At 69.2% G+C, this 21080-nt stretch carries 19 protein-coding genes and 2 pseudogenes; 10 read left to right on the top strand and 11 right to left on the bottom strand.

The genetic code is table 11. The annotated features are described in order from the left end of the window. Window positions 1-9: 9 nt before the first annotated feature. Both FBY22_RS20580 and FBY22_RS20585 read right to left on the bottom strand, forming a co-directional pair. A complete protein-coding gene (locus FBY22_RS20580) occupies window positions 10-2433 on the bottom strand; it encodes an ABC transporter permease (protein WP_142148068.1) in 2424 nt (807 codons plus the stop codon). Beyond that, complete coding sequence (locus FBY22_RS20585; RefSeq protein ID WP_260845027.1) at window positions 2430-3134, bottom strand: ABC transporter ATP-binding protein; 705 nt, start codon at window positions 3132-3134, stop codon at window positions 2430-2432. Before FBY22_RS20585 ends, FBY22_RS20580 begins: the two co-directional genes overlap by 4 nt. 188 nt (window positions 3135-3322) lie before the next feature. Here FBY22_RS20585 and FBY22_RS20590 point away from each other — a divergent pair, with 188 nt between their 5' ends. After that, complete coding sequence (locus FBY22_RS20590; RefSeq protein ID WP_142148072.1) at window positions 3323-3889, top strand: TetR/AcrR family transcriptional regulator; 567 nt, start codon at window positions 3323-3325, stop codon at window positions 3887-3889. A 95-nt stretch (window positions 3890-3984) separates the two neighbouring features. On the opposite strand, the gene FBY22_RS20595 is transcribed toward FBY22_RS20590, so the two are convergent. Together FBY22_RS20595 and FBY22_RS20600 are read right to left on the bottom strand one after the other, a co-directional pair. Continuing rightward, window positions 3985-4179 (bottom strand): hypothetical protein, encoded by a 195-nt coding sequence (locus tag FBY22_RS20595; RefSeq protein ID WP_142148074.1) that lies wholly within the window; start codon window positions 4177-4179, stop codon window positions 3985-3987. Beyond that, window positions 4151-4372 carry a hypothetical protein gene (locus tag FBY22_RS20600; protein ID WP_142148076.1) on the bottom strand — a complete coding sequence of 74 codons (222 nt, stop codon included), beginning with the start codon at window positions 4370-4372 and terminating at the stop codon, window positions 4151-4153. Before FBY22_RS20600 ends, FBY22_RS20595 begins: the two co-directional genes overlap by 29 nt. Here FBY22_RS20600 and FBY22_RS20605 point away from each other — a divergent pair. The 3 genes from FBY22_RS20605 to FBY22_RS20615 all read left to right on the top strand — a co-directional run bounded on the left by FBY22_RS20605 (window position 4371) and on the right by FBY22_RS20615 (window position 6525). Then, window positions 4371-4724 carry a hypothetical protein gene (locus tag FBY22_RS20605; RefSeq protein ID WP_142148078.1) on the top strand — a complete coding sequence of 118 codons (354 nt, stop codon included), beginning with the start codon at window positions 4371-4373 and terminating at the stop codon, window positions 4722-4724. The genes FBY22_RS20600 and FBY22_RS20605 overlap by 2 nt on opposite strands. 135 nt (window positions 4725-4859) lie before the next feature. Beyond that, entirely contained in the window at window positions 4860-5729 is an 870-nt protein-coding gene (locus FBY22_RS20610; protein ID WP_142148080.1) for a DUF2182 domain-containing protein, read from the top strand. Window positions 5730-5868: 139 nt separating this feature from the next. Continuing rightward, window positions 5869-6525: a DUF1326 domain-containing protein gene (locus FBY22_RS20615; RefSeq protein WP_142148082.1), complete on the top strand. Its 657-nt coding sequence runs from the start codon at window positions 5869-5871 to the stop codon at window positions 6523-6525. Window positions 6526-6642: 117 nt separating this feature from the next. Here FBY22_RS20615 and FBY22_RS20620 read toward each other — a convergent pair whose 3' ends face one another. The 3 genes from FBY22_RS20620 to FBY22_RS20630 all read right to left on the bottom strand — a co-directional run bounded on the left by FBY22_RS20620 (window position 6643) and on the right by FBY22_RS20630 (window position 9855). Further along, window positions 6643-7887 (bottom strand): ThuA domain-containing protein, encoded by a 1245-nt coding sequence (locus FBY22_RS20620; RefSeq protein ID WP_142148084.1) that lies wholly within the window; start codon window positions 7885-7887, stop codon window positions 6643-6645. 196 nt (window positions 7888-8083) lie between these two features. Next, window positions 8084-8932, bottom strand: a complete 849-nt coding sequence (locus FBY22_RS20625) for an SCO6745 family protein (protein ID WP_260845028.1) — start codon at window positions 8930-8932, stop codon at window positions 8084-8086. 302 nt (window positions 8933-9234) lie between these two features. Continuing rightward, complete coding sequence (locus FBY22_RS20630) at window positions 9235-9855, bottom strand: hypothetical protein (protein ID WP_142148086.1); 621 nt, start codon at window positions 9853-9855, stop codon at window positions 9235-9237. A gap of 368 nt (window positions 9856-10223) precedes the next feature. On the opposite strand from FBY22_RS20630, the gene FBY22_RS20635 reads away from it, so the two are divergent. The 5 genes and pseudogenes from FBY22_RS20635 (at window position 10224) to FBY22_RS20655 (ending at window position 16059) form a co-directional block, all read left to right on the top strand. Then, window positions 10224-13067 carry an amino acid ABC transporter substrate-binding protein gene (locus FBY22_RS20635; RefSeq protein ID WP_142148088.1) on the top strand — a complete coding sequence of 948 codons (2844 nt, stop codon included), beginning with the start codon at window positions 10224-10226 and terminating at the stop codon, window positions 13065-13067. A gap of 151 nt (window positions 13068-13218) precedes the next feature. Then, window positions 13219-14055 (top strand): annotated as a pseudogene (locus tag FBY22_RS20640) (penicillin acylase family protein); the annotation flags it as partial. Then, window positions 14048-14465 (top strand): annotated as a pseudogene (locus FBY22_RS20645) (GNAT family N-acetyltransferase). The pseudogenes FBY22_RS20640 and FBY22_RS20645, both read left to right, overlap by 8 nt. Beyond that, window positions 14462-14686, top strand: coding sequence for a hypothetical protein (locus FBY22_RS20650; RefSeq protein ID WP_222127813.1), 225 nt, complete (start codon window positions 14462-14464; stop codon window positions 14684-14686). The pseudogene FBY22_RS20645 and the gene FBY22_RS20650 overlap by 4 nt, the downstream one beginning before the upstream one ends. Before the next feature lie 545 nt (window positions 14687-15231). Beyond that, window positions 15232-16059 carry a hypothetical protein gene (locus FBY22_RS20655; protein ID WP_142148092.1) on the top strand — a complete coding sequence of 276 codons (828 nt, stop codon included), beginning with the start codon at window positions 15232-15234 and terminating at the stop codon, window positions 16057-16059. A 303-nt stretch (window positions 16060-16362) separates the two neighbouring features. On the opposite strand, the gene FBY22_RS20660 is transcribed toward FBY22_RS20655, so the two are convergent. Then, window positions 16363-17061 carry a GAF and ANTAR domain-containing protein gene (locus FBY22_RS20660; protein ID WP_142148094.1) on the bottom strand — a complete coding sequence of 233 codons (699 nt, stop codon included), beginning with the start codon at window positions 17059-17061 and terminating at the stop codon, window positions 16363-16365. A 614-nt stretch (window positions 17062-17675) separates the two neighbouring features. Between FBY22_RS20660 and FBY22_RS20665 the strand changes: the two genes are divergently transcribed. Further along, window positions 17676-18200, top strand: coding sequence for a hypothetical protein (locus FBY22_RS20665; protein ID WP_142152419.1), 525 nt, complete (start codon window positions 17676-17678; stop codon window positions 18198-18200). Window positions 18201-18317: 117 nt separating this feature from the next. On the opposite strand, the gene FBY22_RS20670 is transcribed toward FBY22_RS20665, so the two are convergent. The 3 genes from FBY22_RS20670 to FBY22_RS20680 all read right to left on the bottom strand — a co-directional run bounded on the left by FBY22_RS20670 (window position 18318) and on the right by FBY22_RS20680 (window position 21079). Beyond that, a complete protein-coding gene (locus tag FBY22_RS20670; protein ID WP_174267224.1) occupies window positions 18318-19025 on the bottom strand; it encodes a YqjF family protein in 708 nt (235 codons plus the stop codon). A gap of 101 nt (window positions 19026-19126) precedes the next feature. After that, window positions 19127-20221, bottom strand: coding sequence for a glutamate--cysteine ligase (locus FBY22_RS20675; protein WP_142148098.1), 1095 nt, complete (start codon window positions 20219-20221; stop codon window positions 19127-19129). A gap of 267 nt (window positions 20222-20488) precedes the next feature. Continuing rightward, window positions 20489-21079 (bottom strand): hemerythrin domain-containing protein, encoded by a 591-nt coding sequence (locus FBY22_RS20680; protein ID WP_142148100.1) that lies wholly within the window; start codon window positions 21077-21079, stop codon window positions 20489-20491. Window position 21080 lies beyond the last annotated feature (1 nt).

The following is a 21080-nucleotide window of genomic DNA, read 5'->3' on the forward strand; positions in this document are numbered from 1 at the left end:
GAGTGGGTGTTAGAGGCTGACGAGGGCTTCGCGTACGGTCGTCCGCGTGGCGCGTCGGGCGGCTGCGACGCCTGCCGCCGCGGCGCCGGCCAGGGTGAGCAGGCTCCACAGCACCAGTGCGGGGAACGAGAAAACGAAGGGGAGGTCCTGTCGGAATGCCTGAGTGCCGATGAAGTCCCCGAACACCCGGGTCAGGGGCAGGGTTACGACCGTCGCGAGGAGCAGGCTGAGCGTGGCCGTCAGGACGCCTTCGGTGACGACGACTGCGCGGATCGCGGAGGCGGTGGCGCCGAGCGTGCGGAGGACGCCGAACTCCCTGGTGCGCTCCAGGACGCTGGTGCTCAACGCGGAGGCGAGGCCCAGCAATCCGACGAAACCCATCACGACCGCGAGGGCGATCAGGGCATCGGCCAGGACCAGGACGTGCCCGTCCAGCGCCACGCGCAGGGTGTCGATGGTGGTGGCCTGTTGAATGCCCGTGCCCGCTCTGGTCAGGGCGTCGTCCAGCCGGTCGAGGACCACCTGCCGGCTCACGGCGTCGTGGCGGTCGGTGACGACGCGCAGCATCTCGGTCCGGCCGGGGGTACCGGTGACAGTGGCGAAGTCGCGGTCCGTCACGTAGGCCGCGCCGAGGGTGCCGAAGTCGGAGACGATGCCCACCACTCGACGAGTGACGGGGTGCCCGGCGACCGTGACGGTGACGGTGTCGCCGACCGTTGTGCCGGGTGCCTGCTGCGCGGGCACCAGGCTGTTCAGCACGACGGCGTCGGTGTCGTCGGGGCGCAGCCACCGGCCGGCCACGAGCGGCAGGCGCGTCAGGCGAGTGTCGGCGGGTGGCGCCAACACGGTGAAGCTGTCGTGGGCTTCGTCGGGGTAGACGTGCGCCACGTCGATGCGGCCGGCGGTGTGGACGGTGGCCGCGGTGCGGCCCCACGCCTCGGCGTCCGACACGCCTTGGGTCGCGCGTGCCAGTGCCGTGAGTCGGTCGGCGGGGTAGGGCTTGTCGAGCCGTATCTCGATGTCGTAGTGGCGTTGGCCGATGCTTTGGGCGACCAGGGAGCTCCAACCGCCCGCGGTGTTCAGGCCGGTGAGGAACATGGTGCCGGCGACGGCGAGCAGTCCGACGCTGAGGACCAGGCGCCCGCGGCGCCGGAACATGTTGCGCAGGGCCATCATCTGGGTCCGGCTGGGGCCGCGCAGGCGGGTGAGGACCCGATCGAGGAGGCCGCCCGGGGCGGCGGAGTCGGCCCCGTGGTCGTCGATGGCCTGGCGCACGGTGATGCGGCTGCCCCTCAGCAGCGGCACGAGGGCCACCAGCAGGGGTACGCCGATTCCGGCGCCGAGCGCGACGGCGTACACCCAGGCGGGCACGGACTCGGTGGTGATGTCGAGGTTGAGCAGACGGGCACCCTGCTCGGCCAGGGCACGTCCCAGGGCGAGTCCGGGTACGAGCGCGAGTGCGGTGGCGGTGACCGCGATGGCGGCGGCCAGTGCCAGGTACGTCCGCAGTATCTGTCCGGTGCGGGCGCCGACCGCCTTCATCGCCCCGATCTGCCGGATCTGTGCGGTGAGCATGCCGCCGAGCATGGTGGCGACCAGGATCGAGGCCAGCAGCAGCGCCATGAGCCCGAACGCCAGGAGCACGAAGCCGACCATGACCATCTGCCCCTGGTGGGGATGCCGGCCCGGTGGCGGGATGTCGATGCTGCTGACCGGATGGCCCAGTGCTTTCAACCGGGTGGCGACGCGCTGCGCAGTGCGGTCGATGGTCGGGGAGCTGGTGGACACCGTGGAGTGGTCGCCGACGACGATGCGCAGTTGGTCCAGGGTCGGGGGCCGGCCCAGGAAGGTCAGAGCGGTGGTGGTGGCGTAGCCGTAAGCGGTCTGCTCCTGCGCGGCCGGGGCGACTCCGCCGTCGTGCACCGAACCGGCCACCGTCATGGGGGTCGGTGTGCCACCGGGTGCCTCGACCGTCACGCGCTGACCGGGGCTCACCCCCAGGAACGCGAGGGCGGTGCGCTCCAGCAGCAGCGTTCCCTTGGGCGGGGGCCAGCTTCCGCTCTCCACGGCGACGGTGTTGATCCGCTGGGGATCGGCCCGGTCGGCGGTGAAGAGCACCATGGTGCGCCATGGCCCGTCACCGACCTTGACGCGGGCCTGGAGGGTGCCGCGGGCCGTGGCGTCCAGGACGCCGGGCTCGGCGCGTACGGCGGACAGGACGGCCGCGCCCACGCCGCCCGGGATGTGCAGGGTGGCCGAAGCAGGCCGGGTGGCCTGGTAGTTGCGGGTGATCTCCCGGCCGATGATCGCCCGGGCGGAGAGAAAGGCGGTGACCGCGAGCACGCTGACCGCGATCGCGATCGTCATCATCGCGACCCTGGAGCGGGTGGCCCACACGTCGCGCCCCAGTTTCCGCAGGCGCAGTCGGGTCACGAGGCCACGTCCTGTCGTGCGCTCCGGGTCGCCGTGTCCTTGAGGACCCGCCCGTCGGCGAGGGTGATCTGCCGGGTGGCATGGCGCGACAGGTCGCGTTCGTGGGTGACCATGAGCACGGTCCGGCCTTCTGCCGCCAGGTGAGCGAAGAGGTCCAGCACACTGTCGGAAGTGGCCGAGTCCAGGTTTCCGGTCGGTTCGTCGGCCAGTAGCACGGGAGGTTCGTTCGCCAGGGCCCGCGCGATCGCGGCGCGCTGCTGCTGTCCGCCCGAGAGCGCCGAAGGCAGTTTGTCCGCCTGTTCGCGGATGCCGACCTCGGCCAGCAGTTCCAGCGCCCGGCCGCGGCGCTGCCGCGCCGGGAAGGTGTGGCACAAATCCATCGGCAGCATCACGTTCTCCGCCACGGTCAGGGTGGGCAGCAGTTGGAAGAACTGGAAGACCAGGCCGATACACCTGCCTCGCCAGGCGGCGAGCTGCGAGCCCCGGAGCGTGTGGACGGCCGTACCCGCCAGAAGGATCTCTCCGGCCGTGGGCCGGTCGATCCCGGCCAGCAGGTTCAGCAGCGTGGTCTTGCCGCTGCCCGACCGCCCCACCACGGCGACGAACTCCCCTGCGGCGACCCGCAGGTCGACCCCGCCGAGCGCAGTGACCTCACCTGAGGGCAGCGGATAGGTCTTGACGAGCCCGCGAGCGGCGATCACTGGATCGCCTGCGGAGTTTTCCCTCGGGCGTGTCATACGGCACCACCTCATCCTTGTCGCAGTTTCTGGACGCCTGTTCACTAACGGATTAAGGTCCAGAAACGTGAGCCGGACAAGAAGCAGGCCGCGGCGCAGTGTGCCGAACCGGACAGCACTCGACGGCAGCGTCCAGAAACAGGAGGGTGACGATGGTCACAAGGCTCGACCGCAGGGTCCGTCGCACGCAGCAGGCACTCCAGCGCGCCCTTCTCCAGCTCATGGCGGAGAAGGGCTATGAGAGCGTGACGATCCAGGACATCATCGACCGCGCCGACGTCGGCCGCTCCACCTTCTACAACCACTACGCGAACAAGGACGAACTGCTCAAGGACGGCTTCGCCGACCTCCGTTCCCTGATCGACAGGGCTTCACCGAGCGGTGCAGCGGCACCCGATCGGGGCGCCCTGCGTTTCAGTCTGCCGTTCCTGCAGCACATCCACGAGCAACGCACCCTCGCCCAGGCCATCTTCACCGAGAGCGGCCTGCGCCTGGTGCTGAAGCACATCGAGGAACTGCTCGCCGACGTCGTCCGCGACGAGATCCCCGCCACCCCGCCTCACGGAGTGCCACGCGAGGCGGTCGTCCGCTTCGTCGTCGCCTCCCATCTGGCCTGCCTGCAGTGGTGGCTCACCGAGAGCCCGGACAGCACGCCGGAGGAGATCGACGAGATCTTCCGCACGCTGACGCAGCCAGGCATCGAGGCCGACGGACAGTGACCGATGTCCCGGCGGAGTCCGGGGCGGGGCGGACGGGCGCAGGAACCGTCCAGGGCGCCAGGCCAGTGCGCTCCCTCCGGGGGGTGAGTGGGCGTCTAAGAGTCGTCGAGACCGAGGCCGTAGTACATCTGGTCGGCGATCCAGGCGGTGTACTCCTCCTCGCTCCAGCCGCACGCCCCGATCAGGGAGCGGCAGTGGGAAGGATCGTTGAACACCCACACGACGTCCACGGCGCGCCGATCGAGGCCGGGCGGCCGGGCCTCAAGGGCCTCGATGAGATCGATCACCATGGTGGCTCCCGCGCCGGTTGCGCTGCATCGCCTCCCACAGGTCGGCCAACTCGGGACCTTCGTCGGCGGCCCGACGCACCACCTCGAAGACCTCCACGGCGCGCCCGCCGATGATGCGGCAGACCTCGGCGTAGGCGTTCAGGATCGCCTGCGGAGTCCGTCCTCGCCGCACGGGCCGGAGCCTGTCCGTCATGGACAAGGACCGTGTGCTCCAGTGGTACCCGCCGCTGGCCGCCCAGCCGGCCGGGCTCCAGCCGTTCCAGTCGGCACCGATACAGCTCGCCACCGGAGGCCAGGCCGACTTCGAGATCGTTCCGCCGGAGAGCCGGCGCTACCAAGTGGGCACGTTCGGCAACAGCGACGTCGTCCTGGCCCTGTTCGAGGAGACCGCCGACGGTCTGCGGTACGTCTCCGCCGACGACGACAGCGGACAGGACCGCAACGGACGCCTCGATGTCAGGCTCGTGAAAGATCACCGCTATATCGCCCGGACTCGCCTGTACTCCAGCTGGGGCAGCGGCTCGGTCGCGCTCATGTACTGGTGAGCGACCACCGCCGCCCCGGCGCCGGGAACACCCACCGATGGCTTTGGCGCGCATTCCCATAGCTGCCGGGCTGAACGGGCGGCGGCCCGACGGCGCGAAGAACCGCCCGGACCAGGTCGCGCGGAAAGCAGGGAAATGCTCTCCTGGAAGGAGCCGCAGGAGAACACGTCGATGCGCCACAGCCGGAGTTCCGCTGTCGTAGCCGGCCGGTCGGTCGCCCCGACCGGACCGGGTGGAGGTCTGCTGCCCACGCGGGATCTCGCGGCGGCCTGGTTCCTGGTGATTCTGATCGCGGTGCCCGCCTGGGTGCTGACGATCGGCCAAGCCCGGGACATGGGGATCGAGCCCGGCACGATGGGGATGGCGCTGCCGCTGTTCCTGGTGCTGTGGGTGACGATGATGGCGGCCATGATGCTGCCGTCCATGGCGCCCGTGGCGATCACCTGGGTGCGGGGCATCGGCCGACAGTCCTCCGGCTGGACCCGGACCGCTCGTACCGGCGAGTTCGCCGCCGGATATCTGCTGGTGTGGACGGCGTTCGGGCTGCTCGCCTACGCAGCGCTGGCCTTCACCGGCGCCCTCGTCGACGATCACCCCACGGCCGGTCGCTGGATCGGCTCCGTCGCCTTCCTGCTCGCGGGCCTCTACCAGCTGGGACCCCTGAAGAACGTCTGCCTGCGGCACTGCCGCGACCCCCTTGCCCACCTGGTGCACTACTCCGGCTTCCGAGGACCGGCCCGCGACCTGCGGGTGGGCCTCCACCATGGCGTCTACTGCGTCGGCTGCTGCGCCGGCCTGATGGTCGTTCTCGTGCCTTTGGGGGTGATGAACGTGGCGGCGATGGCCGGGCTGGCCGTGGTGATCTTCGTGGAAAAGCTCTGGTCCCGGGGCCTGCACCTCGCCCGCGGCGTGGGCGTCGTATTCCTGATCCTGGCCGTGCTCGCGCCCTTCCAGGACTGGCTGCTGCCGGGACTGCGCGACTCGATGCCACTGATGGACATGTGATCCCCTCCGGACGGTTCCGCACCGGGGACCGGAGGTGCAAGCTGGAAGGGAGACCGTCTCCCGATCCCGGGACCGGGCTCGGCACACGCGGTCTCGCCACTCCGAGTGGGCCCCTGGGGCTCGGCAGGAGGGAAGCGAGATGACTGAGCAAGCCACCCCTGCGACGCGCTGGCACATCACCGGCGACTGGTTCGATGTGTGCAAGTGCGCCATACCGTGCCCCTGCACGTTCGCGCAGCCCCCGACCTACGGCGACTGCGAGGGGGTACTGGCCTGGCACATCAGAGAAGGCCACTACGGTGACGTCCGGCTCGACGACCTCAACGTCCTGATGCTCGCCTCCTTCACGGGCAACATCTGGTCGGGCGAACACACCGACCCGTACGGCGCGGTCTTCCTGGACGAACGTGCCGACGAACCACAACGCGGTGCACTCGGGGCCGTCTTCGGGGGGCAGGCAGGCGGCTGGCCGGCCCAGTTCGTGGAGATGTTCCACGGCGAGATGCGCGGCATGGACTTCACACCCGTCCGAATCGAGATCGACGAGGACCTGGCGGGCTGGCGCGCCGAGATACCCGGCCGGGTCACGGCCACCGCCGAGGCGCTCGCCGGACCGACATCTCCCGACGGAGCGCGCGTCCAGCTCCACAACGCCCCGGGCGCCGAGGTCGGGCCAGGCCAGGTCGCCACGTGGGGCCGGGCCACCGTCGACCGCGCGGACGCGTTCGGCTTCTCCTGGGACCGCTCCGGCAAGTCGAGCAAACACTTCCCCTTCGACTGGAGCGGCCCCGACTGACGCCCCGCTCCCCCGGACCGGCTCAGGCACGACCCTGAGCGGCCTGCTCGGCCTCCTCGCTGCTGAACGTACTCGGCCGTCTCCCCGTACGACGCCTCGTACGTCGGCCGGGATCACCTACGAGGGCAGGGTCCAATTCTGGTTGGGCGCACCGGTGCAGGACCAGATCTGCAGCCGCGTTCCGTCGGCCGAACTCTGTCCAGTGGCATCAAGGCACTTGCCGGACTGCGGGTTGAGCAGTGCCCCGTTCGCTTGTGGCTGCCAGGTTTGCGAGCCGGTGCCGTTGCAGTCGTACAACTGGACCTTGGTTCCGTTCGCCGTGCCGGCTGCCGTGACGTCCATGCACTTGCCCAGCGCGGTCAACGTGCCCGAGCCGGTCACCGTCCACGTCTGGGCACTGGTGCCATTGCAGTCGTAGAGCTGTACGGCCGTGCCGTTGGCGGCGGCCCCTCCGGCGACGTCCACGCACTTGCCGCCGATGCCGCGGATGGGTCCGGTCGTGGTCTGTGGTGGGGTGACCGGACCTGACTGCCCCGCCGCCCACTTGATCTCCTGGAGCAGAAGCTGATTCTGCTGACTGCTGGCGAAGGTCGACGACAGGGTGGTGTTTGTCGCGTAATCCATCGCATTGTGGCCGAAGTTGTTGTAGACCATGCGGTAGTTGCGGTTGGTCCAGACGATCGGGTAGTAGCCGCTGTACCAGGTCTGGTCGGGGTCGGTTCCGATGGGGAACGTGGACTGGTCCATGGACGCCAGAATGTCGATGGCGGGGTTGCTGCGCAGGTCGTTCGACCAGCTGTACCACTCGCTCACCGACGAGGTGATCGTGGCGGGCAGGCCCGTGGTCGCCGCGTGGGATCCGTCCTCTACGCGCAGTGTCTCGGAGGTGGGGCCCCACGTGTTGCTCTTGAACGTGCCGGTGCCGAGGAACGTGTTGTGATACCAGGGCCAGTCGCTGGTGTCGTCGTTGAAGGCGGAGACGTGGAAGCCGACGAAGCCGCCGCCACCGGCCATGTACGCCTGAAATGCCTGCTGTTGGGATGCGGTGTGCGGGTAGTCGTCCAGGAACATGACCACCTGATACGAGGCGAGGCCGGCCGCGTTGAGCCGACTCCAGTCCGTGGTGGCGGTGTAGGTGAACCCTGCCTGTGCACCTTCCTGCGGAAACCACGTGTTGGCCTCGTGGTCGAAGCTGATGTGCGCCGCGTCGTACGTACCGTTGTAGAAGGCCAGTACCTTGAACGGGGTGGCAGCGTGCGCCCGGTATGCGGGGCCGGCCTGGACGCCGAGGATCACGATGAAAAGGGCCAGAAGTCTCGATGCGGTGCGAACCAAACCCGCTCGCGCGCTGAATCCGGTCATGCAGAGGCCTTCCTCGTACAGCTCGTGGGAGTGGAGTGCCTGCCGTGCTCGATTCAGGATTCTAAATCGTGTTCATGTCAATGACTATAGGTCTGGACCAAGCATTCCTGACTGACGGGCCGATGCCGAACCGGACATCGACACCCCTACGGGCAAGTGAAGCCAGATCATGAAGACCTGCAGCACCTTCTGCGTGTCACCGCGAGCCCGCGGTCACCAAGGTCGCCGTAATGGGTTCGAGCTCGGTGATCAGTTCGTCGAGTTCGGCGCGGGACAGGGCGTCGTAGGGCGGGGTGGCGAGTTCGTCGGTGAGGGCTTCGATGCGTGCCTTGGTCGCGCGGCCATCGTCCGTGAAGTGGCCGTCGCTGTCGACGAGTCCGCGTTCGCGCAGACCGTCCATGACCACGGCCAGGCGTTCTTTCGGCAGGTGATGGATGCGTCCGAATGACTCCGGGGGGTGGATGCCCTGTTCGAGAGCGGAGAGCACGTGGGCCTCCGTACCACCGATGCGCGCGCCGACGAGAGCGGCGATGTGCCCGTCGCCGCGGTGCTCGCGCAGCATGGTCGCGGAGTGCCACAGCCGGGCGACGGGGTCGCCGGGTACCTCAAGGGTGCGCATGCCGGCGTACATCACCCGGCCATTGGTGGGGGCGCTCGTCGCGGCCTTGGTGGTCAGGTCTGCGGCTCGCACCAGGCCCGGGGAGTCGGCCAGCTCGCCGAGGATGCGCCGTAGGGAGGCCGCGCTACCCCGCTCCCGCGCGGCGACGGACGCCTCGGGCGGGATCGTCTCCCAGGCGCTGGGGATGTGCCGTGCGGCTTCCCCGTCGGCGAAGTTGTAGAAGGCTGCGTGCACGACCTGCGCCGGCACACGCCCCAGCGGCGCGGCGCGGCTGGCGAAATAGCCGTCCCAGTAGGTGCGGTGGCCGAGCGCGGCCAGTTCCTCGTTGCACTCGTCGGCGAAGAAGGTAACCAGGCAGATCGGCTCCAGGAGCTCGAACATGCGACGGGCGATCTGGGTCATCGAATGCATTCGCATCTTGCTCATCGGGTCCTCCCTTTGTCATGTGTGCCGACTTGGACCGTCCGGCACACCGAAACTCATCGCCCGAAGGAAAGGCGGCCGGGCAGAACCGCACGGGCCCGGCACGTTCAAGCTGGCATGAGACTGATCAACGATGCACACATGACGGAGCCGGGCCTGGCTTCCCCCGCCGACAGGGCAGGCCGAACAGGGCACGGAGGGCGTGCGCGGCAGGCATGCCGTCGCCGACCGCGCTGCTCAGCGCGTCTGCGGCAGGCGCTGAGTACGACCAGAACGAAATCGTCGGCCCGCTCGGCGGGAGTACCTCAGCGGTTCGTCCCTCTTTGCGGATGCTGCACGTCTTTGGCGGGACGCGCCGCCGCGTCCGTGAGAAGGGCGAAGGCCACTGCGAAACCGAGCATGGTGAAGACGCCCTTGGGCCAGAAGATGTGGCTGTCGACGAACGACCAGCAGGCGGCGAGCAGGACGGCGGCACCCGGCAGTACGCGGGCTCCATGCCGCCGCCACAGCACCGTACACGTGGCGACCGAGGCCACGGCCAGTCCGTAGACTCCGGTTCGGCCCAACTCGTCACCGGTCGCGAACAGTTGTCGGGCGGCCCCATGGACACCATGGTCCACCACGGTGCCGGCGGAGATGCCGGCCACCGCGTCCAGACCGGAGTAGTACGCGGCGAAACAGAGGCACCCGGCCCAGGCGAGCAGTGTCAAAGCGCCCTCCGCATCAGGACGTGGTCTGCCCCACATAGGGACCAGCAGTCCAAGGACGAGAAGCGGGAAGACAGGCAGCAGAACGATGTGCAGCCCCGTCCAGTGGCCGGCCGTCGCCGCTGTCAGGTGGCGGGGATGGACCAGTCCGGCGACAGCCAGAAACAAGGGACCGGCAGTCACCAACGCCATCATGCGCAAGGTGCGGAAGGATCGCATCCAGTCACGCTAGGCGGCCGCCAGCCGGTCCGATGCTTCCGTCCGCAACGCGTAAGACATCTGTAAGACGGCTTGTCCACCGGCTGGGGGAAGGGGTGCGGCCGGACCGTTCCTCCTGCAGGATCGCCTACGTCAGTCGCCGGAAAGCCGTCGCGCGCGTCAGCAGCGATCGCCCAGGACCGCTATGTCCGCGCCGAAACCGACTACCAGCCGCCCGTCGGGCCCCCGGAGTCCTTCCGCATCCGTCTGAAGCGAACAGCAAACATCCGTAATCATTCAGTGGGCGCCTATTAGCAACAAACCATCAGAGACCACCCGGAGTTCACCCTAAGCTCGCCTCCTATTTCTCAGGATCCGGGAGGCTCTGCGTGGCCCTGCCCCATCGGACGAGCGAGAGCGATCTCGTCCTGCCCAGCGGCTTCGAGGACGTCGTCCGCATCATCGACCGTTACGTCGTCGACCGGCGAACGGGGGTCCCGACCAGGCATCGCAGGGCCAGACACCGATTGCCCGCGCTCTTGTTCACTCGCGAGCGGGCAGCCGGCGCGACCCCAGAGGGCGACACCGCGGTCGCCGTAGCGGCGGGCGACGCAGGGCGGGGCGAGCCGGACCCGGCGCTCTCGGCCCTGGTGCACGTCTACCACCATCGTCTGGTACGTCTGGGTTCCGGAGACACCGGGCACTTGGCCAGTCTCGTCCCGCACGCGATCGTCGACGAGGATCTGCTCACCTGCGAGCCGTCCGGGGAAGACGCCGGCGGGCAGGACGGCCCTCATGTGCGGCTGCTGGACCGGGTGGCCAGGCAGCTTCGCGCCACCATGCCCGACGGTTCCGGCACCTTGCGTCTGCCCGAGTTCGATGTCTGCCTGGCGGTCCTGCGGGCCAGCATCGCTGCGGGGGACGTGACGGAGGAGCGGCGCGCACTGCGGGACCACGTTTACGACAAGTGCGCTTGGAAGTTCGGGTTCGCCGCCGAGGTCAGCGCCCTCGGCAACGAACTCGGCGCCAAGCGCTGGTCGGCGATCACCAAGGTGTTCACCACCCCGCTGGCGTGGCTGTGGCGGTGGCTGTACGGCCGCCGGATCGACCGCGGCCGCCGCTTCCGCTGGGTAGGCGGCATGCTGGACGAACCGGGGCGCAGCTTCCTCAACGCCTCCATGTCGTTGCGCGACGCGCACGTGCGATCCCGCTCCCAGACCCGCGCCGATGAGGGACCGCCGGCCGACCCCGGGGCTGCGGCGGCCACCGCCAGGTCCGCGGCCGCCGCGGTGGCCGCCCGTGACGAAGCCGTGGTCCGGCAGATCCTGCTGACCGCTCTCATCCACGACCTGGCTCGCGCGGCGCGCCCGCCGCTGTGGAGCGTGCGAGGGCCACGGCGACGATGGCCCTTCGTCCTGCTGCTGCCGACGGTCGGCGGCGAGGACTCCCCCAGCCGCAGACTCCTCAACTCCTTCTCGGCGGTGTCCGAGGAGACCGTGACCTGCCCGTTGTTCGTTCTGGGCGCCGCCACGGCCGACCTCCCGCCGTACGCGGTCGGTCTGCCCCGGCCGGGCATTCCGGGCCAGGGCGTGCGACCGGGCGGCCAGGGCGCCACAGCCCGGGCGGTGGGTTCGCTGCTCGCCGCAGGCGCTTCCGGGCAACCGGTCGAAGCCGTCTATACGGTGCCGCTGTCACCGGTGCCCGACAACGGGACGAGCGCCGAACGACCCGTTGTACGGCGGCCCCTGCGCTCCCGCGAGGCACGCGGACGCGACTGGCTGCGCCCCGGCGTCGCCACAACCGTCGCCCTGGCGGTGGCGGTCGGGCTCGCCGACGCGCTCGTCCACGTGCCCGGACTCGGACGGACACGCCATGCCCCCGCAGCCAAGCCCGTCTCCCGGGCCACCGACACCTGGTGTCCACGCGTCGACACCGGGGAACGCGTGGGACTCACCGACGGCAGCGACCGGTGCGACCTCGCCCACGGCTTGTCCGCACACGAACTGCGCGCCCTCGAAGACCGGTTGGGCCGACAGAACGCGGAGGTCGACCAGACCAAGCCATATCGCACGCTGGTCTTCTTCGCCCCGCTCAGCGTCGGCTCCGCGTCACGCCGGACCGTGCCCACCGGTTTCCAGATGCTGCGGGGCGCGCTGCTCGCCCAGAAGCAGGTCAACGACCTCCATCTCAACACCCAGATGCCGATCCGGCTGCTCGTAGCCAACGCCGGGGAGTACTTCAGGTTCGGGTCGCACGGCGGACTCAACACGAAGAACCACAGCCGTGTCGACGTCGCTCGCATGATCACCGAACGGGTCCACCGCGACCACATCGCCGGCGTCATCGGTCTCGCGCAGAGCCGTCCGGAATCCCTCCAGGCGGCCGTCGAGCTCGACGCCCAGGGTGTCCCGGTCCTCGGCACCGGCGTCTCGGGCCAGCGCATGGTGCGGGACTCACCGGTGTCGTACTCCCAGCTCTCCGCCCCGGACGAGCGGGTGGCCCGCGTCATGGCCTCCTTCGCGCGACGCTCACCCCGGCTGGCCGCCTTGGCCAAGGTCACCGCCGGGCATACGGCACCCGCCGCCGTCCTGGTCTTCGACCCGAAGGACACCTACTTCAGCGTCGACCTGAAGGACCGGTTCACTCACGCCTACGGTTCGGCGGGGCCGGTCCACCCAGTGCCGTACGGCGAAGCGAGCAAACAAAGCCAGACCCCCTCCGTGGCAGCCAGTGTCTGCGCGCTCATCCGCAGGACCGACGGATTCATCCTCTACGCGGGCCGGTCCAGCGTCATGTACGACCTGTTCTACTACCTGCAGAACGACAAGCAGTGCCACACGCACCAAGGTCAGATCGCCGTACTCGCGGAAAGCCCCGCACCCCATCTGATCCAGCACCCAGAGCTGATGGTGCAGCAATACGGCTCCCTCCATCTCTTCTACAACCAGTCCGGTGTGCCTGAGAGCAAGGGCCCCTTCGCCGCGGACTTCAAGAAGGCATACGGAGTCTCCGTCGACAGCGACGCCGCCGGGGGTTACGACGCGGTCAGGGTCTATTTCCGGGTGATGAACGACATACCCGGTGAACAAAGAGGTCGACATCCAGGAGATCACGAGCGACGGCACCACGATCAACGACCTGACCTGCGGGGCCGTCGAAGCGAAGGCGGCCCCGGTGACGCGTTGGGGACCGTCCGGGAACTTCATCTGCCCATCGGACGACTGAGGTGGTGACACACGCGGGGCGTGGGAACAGCCGAGTCCGTTCCCACGCCCCGCGAACGAAATGCGGGCTCGCACCCCCCGATCGGGTTCCCGGGCCTGCTGATGGATCCTGATTCGGACACCGCCCCGCGCCGCGCCCCGAGCCGAAATCGCCGGCGCCATCGCGGTGATGGCCAACCAGCGCGGGCTGGCCACGCCCCTCGGCGTCGAGTTCGCCCCGCCGCACCGCGCCGACCGCATCGCCGCCCTGCTGGCGGAGCAGGACCGCTGGTCGCCCGCCGACATGCCCGCGATCCACACGGACACCCACCTCGGCTCCGCCGCACCCCTGTTGGACCACCTGCGGGCCCTGAAGAACCTGTCCCCCAAGGCCGCCGCCCTCCGCGACCGTCTCCTGGCCTGGGACCGCCGGATGGACGCGCAGAGCACCGACGCGGCCGCGTACGCAGCTGTGCGCGGAGCGGTCGTACGGCGACTCGCCGCGCACCCGGCGTTCGCCGCGCTGGCCGCCCCGCCCTCCTGCCCGGAGGTTCTCCTCCCCTGGCTCGCCCTGCTGCCCCGGATCGCCTTCGCCCTTGAACACCTGCTCCTTGCCGAGGAGTTGTACGAGATCGACCGGTCGGCGGTCGTAGCGGCGGCCTTGGAGGAAGTGGCCGTCCTGGCGCCGGCCGCCCCCTGGGGCCAGAGCCACCGACTCGCCCCGTGGCGTGCGCTCGCCACCACATCCGATGACGAACCCGGCCTCGCCGGCGACCACGACTGCGTGCCGTGCACCTCGTCCGTGCCCGGTCTGACCGACCTGAGCGCGCGAGGGCCCGCGGCCCGTTACGTGTGGGACCTGGCACGGCGGGAGGACAGCCGGTGGGTGGTGCCCTTCGGCGCCTCGGGAGTGCCGGGCTCACCGCATCACCGCGATCAGCTCCCCTTGTGGGTGAGGGGAGATCTCGTCCAGGTCGTCACCGACTTCGAGCAGCTCACCAAGGAGAGCGATGTCTGATTCCTACGACGCCCGCACCGCCGTCCACGAGCAGCGCCTCGACGGCTTCGGCACCGTCCGCATCATGCCGCTCGACCCGCACGCGGACGCGGACGTCGTGCACCGCTGGGTGCGTGAGGAACGAGCCGTGTTCTGGGGCATGAACGGGCTCGACCGAGAACAGGTCACCGAGATCTATGCAGTCGCTGCTCGCTGTCGTGACCGCGTACGTGCTGCCGGGGCTGGGCCGGCACCGGATCGTCGTCGATCCCGATGTGCGCAACGACAAGGCGATCGCCCGTTTTCTGCGGCAGGGCTTCGAGGCGGGGCCGGTGGTCGTCCTGCCGGAGATCGCCATCCCCGACGTGTATCTGCCCGAGAAGACCGCCCAACTCGCCTTCCTGGAAGGGACCGCTGTCTTCCCGACGTGAATTGCGCCGTCGACAAGTTCCCCCTCGGCGCGGTGATCAACAAAGGGCTGACGCTCCGGGGCGCCCAGCAGCACGGCCAAGACCGCCTGGCGGCCGGGGATCTGAGCACCTCACACCTGGCGACCCTCAGCGTGACCCTGGACGAGGCACCGCGGGCCTATGACATGTTCAAGGAGAAGACGGACGGCTGCGTCCGCGCGGTCATCCGCCCGAGCGGATGAGCGGCTGGACCGCCGCCCGCCGCTTGAGAGCCCGCTACTCGGGCACTTCCCGGGGGCGCGACGCCAGGCTGAGAGCGTCAGCATCCGGAAGCGGACTTCCGGTGGAAGGCAGGCCAGTGGTTCACGTCGTGTGGGGTCACGATGTGCCAGCCGATGCGGACGACTCCACCGCGTTCACGATCACCTGTGGTGGCTACGGGCGGAGAGCGGCGATCCGGTAGCGACGTAGGCCCCGCCTCGTAGTAGATCGTGCTCGCACCTAGGGAGCATGCCGACAGGTGTACGCGGCGGCGGCACTGGTGTAATCCGTCGTAGTGAAGACGGGCCCGATGTCGGCGGCGTCGTGATGTGCTGCCCGAGCCACCGACCGGCCTTGCTCCCAACTCTCCGGCGCGGGTGAGCCTGGACCTGCCGCTGGGCGGCGATGCCGGCCCGTCCGGAGCAGCCACACCTCGTGCAGCCTGCCGGTACTGCCCGGCGCTGATCGACGCCTGCCCCGTACCCCACCGAACTCATCGCGCACGGTTGACCGGTACCTTGCCGCCATGTGCATCTCGACGGGTGAGGCCGCGTTCTCCGGCACGATCGTGTATTGCGGAAGGCAGCACCACCCGGTGCATGGCCTGATCCATGTCCTGGGCTACCAGAACACCGCCGTCAATCTGGCGGACGGCCCGAACGCCATGCTCCTGCACCTGCCCACCGCGCAACTCACCCCCGGCCACTTCCTCTCCGCCGGGCGCACCGGCGACGTCCTGCACCGCATGGTCGCCGCCGTCGAACCTGTCGCCGCCGCAGCCGACGACATCGCGTGGATGGGTGCGGAACCGCAGGCCGTCCAGGTCTTCGACCACGACGTCTATACGGTGCTCCTGGCGACCGACCCCACCGCAATCCCCACCGCGCTGCGACAAGTGCCTGTGCATCGCCGCCCCGACCTCGACCCAGGTCTCCTGCGCTTCTACGCCGACCACTTTCCTGACCACGCCATCGCCGTGTGCTGCTTCGACAACGCCGACGCGCAACGGGCCAAGCCCCTGCTGCTGTGGTTTCCGCCGCTCGATCCCGACCAGTTGACCGTGCCGGCCCTGGACAGCCACACCGGAACGGCACCGGACCTCGATGCCGCCGTGACCGTGGACCACTGGGTCCTGTTCTCCACCGACCAAGCGCCTGCCGACTGGGGCGAACCCGTCGACTACCCCAGCAACATGCGCCACAGTCTGCGCGCCTTCCTTCCCTCCGCCGTAATGGGCCGGTACTACGACCAAGGACAGACTCTGCCCAACGGAGACTTCGCCATCAGCCACCGGAGCCTTCTAGCCGGCGACCTTGACAGCATCGGGCGCCGGCAACCGACTCGTCGGCGATAGAGCAGGACGACCGCGTTGCCGCGCGTCCTCAGACCCGGAGGCTGCGCGTTGGCCGTGGCCGGCCGGGCACCGACGCCGGTTGAGGCGGCGAGGGGTTGTCAGTGGCTGGTGGCGGGGTCATCGGCACGGGTTTCGTCCGTATCACTCCGACACTGCCTGTGGACTTGGCCGCGGCCTTTCCGGAACTGACTCCGTGGGTGCGTGCCGTGATTCGGCCGCATCCACGTACCGCGTTGAGCGCCGCTTGCAGCGTAGAAGCGGCAGCTGAATGCCGTGAGCGTACGGCGTTCTTTGGGTTCGCCTTTACGGCGTGTGCGGCGGATTTTTCAGGATGTCCCGGGTGATATCGGTCAGAGACCTGCCGGTGCGAAATGCTTCCGCGCGCATGAGGGCGAGCGCGTCCTCGGGGGTGATCCGCGATCGGGCCGCGAGCACTCCGACGGCACGCCAGGTGTCGAACCAGTGGGCACGGATCACCTCCTCGGGTTGCCACGCTGGGGCCTTGTTCCCCGTGAGGAGCATCTCGCGGGTTGGCATGAGGGCGGCCGTCACCGCGTCAGCCACATGGGAAGCCTGCTGCAGGGCTTCCGCACTGAGTGCGTGCGGTCGCATCGCCAGCAGGTCGACCGACCCGAGAACGTAGTCGCCGAAGAAGAGGGGAAGCGCGTAAACCGAGCGCACCTCTGGCAGCTTCTCGCAGGCCATGGCACCGAACAACGGCCAGGGCACCAATTCGTGCCGCAGGTCGTCCACGGCCATGGGCTCGCCGGTCTCCGCAGCACTGATGCAAGGCCCCTCCAGCACCGTGAACTGGATCTCCTCAAGCAGCAGCGCGGCATCATCCGACGCGGCCAGCAACTGGCGGGCGGGCGTGTCGGTCAGCAACGACACAGTGACACCGTCCACCTCGAGCCCTTCGCGCACCGCCGCGCACACCCGCTGAGGAACCTCTTCGACGGGTGCGCCGACCGAGGCCTCAGCGATCAGCCGCACAGCCTTCATCGCTTCGACCGCCGCCCCAGCCGCCGTTGCCCTGCCACATACGAAACGGGCCACGAAGCTGCGGCGCCGACCACAAGGACGGTCGGCGAGAGCCGTTTGCTGGCCAGGTAGAAGTCGTTCATGAAACCGGTTCCTTGTCGGGGCGCCTCGAGGACGGGTCTGCCGATTACCCCCTGTCCGGTCGGTCACGCCTAGAGCGACCGCCCCAGCCCGGAAAGAGTGCCGGGCTGTATCACACCTATCGCGGGCCTCCCGTGAGCGCGGACCCGCTGTGGTCCGAATACCTCACCAGGGGACGTTGCGCCGGGGACTCCTCCGGCTCCTCGTGTTCCGCGAAGTTTCCGGGCGCTCGATCATCTCCTGGACCATCGCGTGTACGTCCCGGCATTCCCCGCAACTCGCTGAAGACGCGTCGTGTTCGACACCGCCATGGTCCAGTTCGAACAAGACGTCCTCGCGCATCCAAGCAAGGAGGCGGGCGGCAGGGCGTGGTGTCTTTCCCGCATGAGCACCAGATTGGTGTTCGGCCACGCCACTTGTTCGACGGGCGTCCCCGTTGTGCGAAGGCACCGGCCATGAGGGTGAAGGAGGTGGGCGAGGGTACCCGCCGGGGCATGCTCAAGCGCGCGCTGTGGCAGGGACTGCTCGCCGGCACTGCCGGAGGAGTCGTGATGACTCTCGGTGAGAAGGCAGAGCAGGCCGTTACCGGCCGACCCGACTCCCATGTGCCCGCGCGAGTTCTCCAACGGCTGGCCGGCCTGCCCGAACGTCCCGGCAGACAGCCGCTGCCGGTCAACTGGGCCATGCACTTCGGCCAAGCCGCTGTTCTCGGAGTGTTGCGGTCGGTCATGGCCCAGGCAGGACTGCGCGGACCGATGGCCTCCGCCAAGTTCACGGTCGTCCGCCTCACCAACGACCAGATCCTCGAAAACGCGACCGGTGTCGGCGCCCCACCCACCACCTGGCCCCGCCAGGAGCTCGCCGTGGACCTTCTTCACAAGGCCGTCTACGCCTTCACAACCGGCGCTGTCGCCGACGCCCTCGCCGCCCGCAGTGGGCCTGGCCCTGGACAGCGTCATGCTGCGGTCCGCCCCGGCCGCCATGCCCGCTTCGGCCCCGTGCCCCGCAGGCACTCATAAGGTCCGGGGCCGGAGGATGAGTGAACGTCGAGCGCTTCCATCGAAAAGCCGGCTCATCCGCCGGTGCCCGTCAGGCGTGACCTGCGCCGCCTTGGCCCAGTAGGAGGCGGCAGGTGGTCAGGAGGGGCGACCGGCGCGCCTTGAGACGCAGGGCATGGTCAGCCCGAGCCGTACGTGCCTGACGCCTTCCGAGAAGTGCACCACGGGCTCGTCGAGCGGCGCCTCTTCGAGACCCGCCGCGGTCGTCACCGTCTCCTCCAGTACGTCGACGGTGGCGCGGGCCAGCGGCCACGGCTCGTGCTCGACCGGCGTCTCCCAGAGCATGCCGAGCCGCCGGGTGTATGCCCGCCAGCGTGAGGTCAGCCACACGTCGCGCTCCGTCGGCTCAATCGGGTCGCCGCGGCGGACGTGGAGGCGGTAAGAGGCGTCACCACTCCACCGCGAACCGGTGTACGAGAGAGTGCCCCCGTCCGCGGAGACGCTGAGGGTGCCGAGGTTGTACGGCGCACCTATGGCGCGGGCCGCCAGCATCGGGGGGAAGGCCACCTCGATGGACAGGAACCATATTCCGTCGCGCCCATCTCGGTGGCGGACGTAGGTCCGTAGGTTGGTCTCTGCGAACGTCGGGAGACCGGGCAGCGCGGCGGGGACCCCAGGCAGACGCACGTCCGCCATGACAAAGGGCGTCAGTCCCACCCATGCGCCGCCGTCATACTCGTCCACTTCCAGTTCCCCGGGCAGCAGCGCCTGTACCGCCTCCGGCCGGAAGGGCCAGTGGACGAAGGTCTGCGTCATCCAGCCGGCCCTCAGCACGGGCAGACGCACGCGCTGTTCCGCTTCATATGCCGCCACAGGCGGTGAGTCCCCACACGCGACCGAGGAAAACTCACGGGGCTCGCACCCGCCGGATCAAGGGGCGCTACAGGTCAGGGCATTGTGCTCGTGCCGATGATCAGGTCGGTGACAGCGGGCAGGCCGCCTTCGGCCAGGGCGGCGCGTTGGCGATCGGCGCCGGTGCCGTCCTGCAGGAGCCGGTGCACCAGGGCCGTCACCTGCCGGCTGTCACCGGACGCGTCCAGTGCGGGAGCGGCGTGGCGCAGCAGCTCGTACAGCATCTCCCCGGCCCGGCGCTGCCGGCCGCGGGGATCGATCAGGGTGCTGCTCAGACCGTGGCGGGCGGCGTGCCACATGCTCGCCTGCAGCAGTTCCTGGTCGCAGTCGAGTGCGGGGGTGTCGGCGGAGGCCTCCGCCAGCGCGGTCTCCACCAGGGCCCGGACCAGGCCCGTGAGCATCACCGCGTCGTCCACGCGCAGCTGCACGTCCAGGCACCGAACCTCGATGGTGGGAAACCGCGCCGAGAGCCGGGCCTGCCAGTACAACTGGCCCGTGTCCGAGATCAGACCGCTGTCGAGCAGTTGCTGCACGCGCCGATCGTGGTCGGTGATGTCGGCGAAGTGCGGGGGCATGCCGCTGACCGGCCAGCGACTGAAGATCACGGTGCGCCAGCTGGCGAAGCCGGTGTCGTGGCCGTCCCACAGGGGGGAGTTCGCGGACAGGGCCGTGAGGGTCGGCAGCCATACCCTAATCCGGTTCAGGATCCGCACGCCGGTCTCCCGGCTGTGCACGCCTACGTGCACGTGCATGCCGTTGACCAGCTGCTCCGCCACCAGTTGGGGCGCCTGAGCGAGCATGGCACGGTAACGGGCCTGGTCGGTGACGGCCACAGGGTGGCCGTGGCGCAGTGGGGGCGTGGCGCAGGCCGCGATCCGGCAGCCGTGCGCCTCGGCGGCCGCTCCGACGGCGTGCCGCAGCCGGAGCAGGTGTCCGCCGACCTCCTCCAGTGTGCCGCACACCGGGGTGGCCACCTCGACCTGCGCCTGCAGCAGCTCGGAGTGCACCTCTTGATCGGCTACAAGACGCCCCAGGCCGGCCGCGGCGCGCACCTTGTCCGCCACGGGCACCGGTAGACCGGTGACCGGGTCGAGCAGCAGATACTCCTCTTCTACACCGATCGTCGTCATCGATCGCCTTCTGTTCCGCCCGGCTTTGCCGCCGGACCGGCTCCCGATGCCTAACCGGTGCGTTGCACGGGCGAGGACTCGTCGGAAGAGGCACTCGCGCTGTCCGGGTGCCGCACTCACTTCGCGGTAAACCACTACCCGCCGCCGACGACGAACCCGGTGAGGCCTGCCGGCGCGGTATCGCGCCGGCAGGCCTCACCGAGCAACATCGGTCTCGAATCCCCCTTGGCGATCCTGAGGAGGTCGACCTGACGGCTCCCCGGTTTGTCAGCTCTTTCCCATGGCCTTGCGGACGGCGTCTTTCGTGCGGTCCATGAGCGCGGCCACCGGACCGAGGGCCACGTTGGCAGTGGCCGACTGGACACCGGGGTGGGGCCGGGTGGGGGCGATCGCCTCGGCGGCTTTGACGGCCTTGGCCATGGTGGCGAGGTTGGTGACGTCGGTGCTGCGGCGGATGTGGGAGAACTCGTAGCGTTCCTCCGCCCTTGCGTGCTCCTGCACCTCGGTGCGCAGTTGCATGAGCCGGGGCATGAACTTGGGGTCGTCGGTGTCCATGTCGTCCAAGGCCGCGAGGGTCTCCTTGGCCGACTTCTCCTCCGCCAGGCGGTCCTTGACGACCTGCTCGCCGCCCTCGACCGCCTTGCGGACGAAGGGATGGACGACCTCTTCCTCAGCGGTCTCGTGCACGGCCAGCAGGCGTACGAGGCGATGGAAGGCCTCCCGCCGTTCCTCGCCCTCACTCTGCTCCACCTCGTCGAAGAGGTTGCGGATGTCGCCGTGCTGGCGCATCAGCAGAGCCACTACGTCGATGTCGGGCGCCTGGTCGTCGCCGGCCTGAGGTGTTTGCAGCTCGGACATG

This window comes from Streptomyces sp. SLBN-31 (genome assembly GCF_006715395.1).
Lineage (GTDB): Bacteria > Actinomycetota > Actinomycetes > Streptomycetales > Streptomycetaceae > Streptomyces.